Below are 3,174 nucleotides of genomic sequence, written 5' to 3'. Positions count from 1 at the left end.
TATTACGTTACAGAAATGAAATTCGCAAAAGCAGGTAAAGAAAAAGATAAATCAACTGTTATTTACAATAGCAATATCACAATGACAGATATACCTAAGGAAGCTTATAGCTATATTGTAAATGGTAAATCCGCTCTTGAATGGGTTATGGGGCGTCAATGTGTTAAGACTGATAAAAAGAGTGGCATTGTGAATGATGCCAATCACTATGCTGTTGAAACCGTTGGCAACCCTGCCTAACCTCTAGAGTTATTTCAGAGGGTTATTACCGTAAGTTTAGAAACCATGAAAATCGTTAAGAACCTACCAAAATTAGAACTAAGAGAAACTGAATAACTTATAAAGCATGTTCACATGATAGGCATGCTAAATTCACAAGGGGTATAGAGCTTATAACCATAATCTATACCTCTCTTGTTAAGTTGATTACATACAATCTTTAAAAAGAGTGCTTATATGCGTTATTCTAAAAAGAAGAAACTTGCACTTTTAGATACTCTTATTTGGATTGCCTTTAAGAGATTATACCGTATTTAAAATGATAGCTTTATGCTTTTCAAAAGCTTTGTTTAAACAGAGTTATGTATATTCATTTTCTTATATTACTTATAGGTTTTGTCTGTTTTTAAAACCCCCAAAACACCTACAAAACCCTCTTAGATATATATTAAAAATTGTATTTATGTTTTATGTTTAATATAGGTTGTTTATTTGAAAGCTTAACTTTTTGAAATATAATAACTTTTATTTTTGACTAAAAAATATATATAAAGGGGGGGGTAAAAAGCCCCCCCAAAACCCCCATACCCCCCTAAACTCATAACCATAATAGTCTTAATAGCATTTTTATGATCATAAACCGTTTCTTTTGAAAGGCTTTAAAGGATCACATGTTTTTTTAAGACGTGGTTTAATCACTCACTAAAATCATAAGGTTATCTATTTAAATAAATTGATAAAAATTCATAAAAGGGATTTTGATAACGTAATCAGTTTTTACTTTCATACGCTTTTCATAAGACATGTTTTAATGACACACTAAAATAATCACTTTTGTCAGTTCAATTTACTGACAGATAACTGACAAATATATATTATTAATTGTATTTAAGGTTGTGTTATCTATATAAGTTGTATCTTAAAAAGACTAACATATTGAAATATAATGCTTTTAATTTTTTATCATTTTAAAAAAATAGTATAGCCTCTAAAAAGAACTGACAAAACTGACACAACTGACAAAAGTCTATTAAAAGGGATTTTGCTAATCTTTATAATTATCAATCTCTCTTTAGATGTTTTCATAACAGTCTATAAATCACAATTATCATATAGCCTATTTATCATTTCTCTTATGAACATGAAAAATGATGCCATGGCTATAAAAGAACATAACAACTATAGAGAATGCGTAAAAACAGTAGCTTTATTTGAATAAAGCAAAAATGCAAATGAATGCATTGGTTATAAAGACCATCTCTATAAAAAGCTATTAAGTTGCAAATGTGTTATAAACAAAATTCACAAAAAAATTTTAAATTCATTTAGTGAAAAAACTGATAGGTTATAAAGATAAAAATACGCATTATAAGAGCGTTTTTAAATATTATAAATGTATAGATTCAAAAAACAACGCAACCGTTTTATAAAGACTATAATATAGATTTGAAAGCGTATAAATATAAAAGAAGAAATTAATAGGCATAAGATATTATCAATACACAACGTATTTAAAAAATATAAAAAAATATCAAAAAAGATAAAATATTATTTGACAATAAATACGTATTTTGTTATATAAATACTCAAGTGATTGAAAAACACTTAATCGTTAGCGGATTGGTTACGAAACAACCCTTCCCATTCTTTAAAATACTGACTTTCTTTTATGCTATTGTTGGCATATAACGATTTTGTCGGGTGTGGTTATGCTATACAATACTCTTTATGAGGAAAGCATAACAGCGGACTAACGACCGTGTTTTTCAGCACCCGGCGCCCTTATGGGCTGTTAATGAAAAATTTTAATTTCGTTAGGAAAAAACTATGAAAACTATAGTAAAAAACACCCCCGTTATCTCTTCCATTTCAAATGCAACCGCGCCCGTTAATAAACAAGAGCCTGCAAAAAAATACGAATTTACAGGAGAGACAATAGAGGTTGGTGATTATACTCTTTATCGCATTCGGGCTTTAAGGGATTTTGCTAATATAAAAGCTGGTGATTTAGGCGGTTTTATACATAAGGTTGCAAATTTAGCTCATAATGGTGATTGTTGGGTCGGTGGCAATGCCATGGTTTATGGTGATGCTCGTATTTACGATAATGCCCATGTTTCGGATAATGCAAAAATTACTGGATCTGCAAAAATTTATGAAAATGCAAGGGTCTATGGTAATGCTAGCGTGCATATTAGAGCTGAGGTTTATGGCAATGCGCAAGTATATGAGAACGCATTGGTTTATGGTGATATTTTTGGACATGCTAAAGTGTATGGAAATGCAAAAATTTATGACACTATTTATGGCAAGTTTCTTGATAAAACTAGAATTTATGGCAATGCTGAGATTTATGATAAAGCACGTGTTTTAGGAACCTCTCAGGTTTATGATAATGCCCATGTTTATGAAAATGCTACAGTTTTTGATAATGCTAGGGTTTGCGATAATGCCCATGTTTGTGGCGCTGCTATGGTCAATAGAGAAGCCAAGGTTTATGGGAATGCTATAGTGACTGGTTATGCCCATGTTTATGATAAGGGCTGCGTTTATGACAATGCCAAGGTTTATGGCAAGGTTTATGGTGGCGCTTGGGTTTCCAATAATGCTTTAATTTCTGATAATGCTGAGGTTTATGATGATGCTCGCATTTATGACAATGCAAAAATTTATGGCAAGGTCCATGGTGATGCTCATGTCTATGGCAATGCCAAGGTAATTGGCTATACTGAGATTGGTGGTGATACCAAAATTGGTGGCAATTATAAAGAACCCGTTATCACTGGTGATATTGTTTTTACAACTGTGTAAATGACGCGCGGACACGGCGGGGGCGCCCTCCTTTAAACATTCTCATTTAAAAATTTAAATCTCTTTATAAAGGAATTGTGCTCATGCAAAAGAAGTTTGCACTCACAAATGAAACGCGTGTATTTGGTAAACATGTTCTCTACC

1 protein-coding gene and 1 pseudogene are annotated in these 3,174 nt (G+C 31.7%); both read left to right on the top strand.

The window, feature by feature from the left end; genetic code table 11:
• Positions 1-336 (top strand): annotated as a pseudogene (locus ACFIKE_RS08970) (type ISP restriction/modification enzyme); the annotation flags it as partial.
• Positions 337-2,046: 1,710 nt separating this feature from the next.
• Positions 2,047-3,030 (top strand): hypothetical protein, encoded by a 984-nt coding sequence (locus tag ACFIKE_RS08965; RefSeq protein WP_375649417.1) that lies wholly within the window; start codon positions 2,047-2,049, stop codon positions 3,028-3,030.
• Positions 3,031-3,174: the final 144 nt, after the last annotated feature.

Source organism: Bartonella sp. MU70NMGDW, from assembly GCF_042194085.1.
Taxonomy (GTDB): Bacteria; Pseudomonadota; Alphaproteobacteria; order Rhizobiales; family Rhizobiaceae; genus Bartonella; species Bartonella grahamii.
Note: the sequence above shows the minus strand (reverse complement) of the source record. Positions and strands in the feature narration are given on the sequence as shown.

What these genes read in the sequence shown, in the direction of transcription:
- ACFIKE_RS08965 (WP_375649417.1), top strand. Translation starts at nt 2,047, where the DNA reads ATGAAAACTATAGTAAAAAACACCCCCGTTATCTCTTCCATTTCAAAT.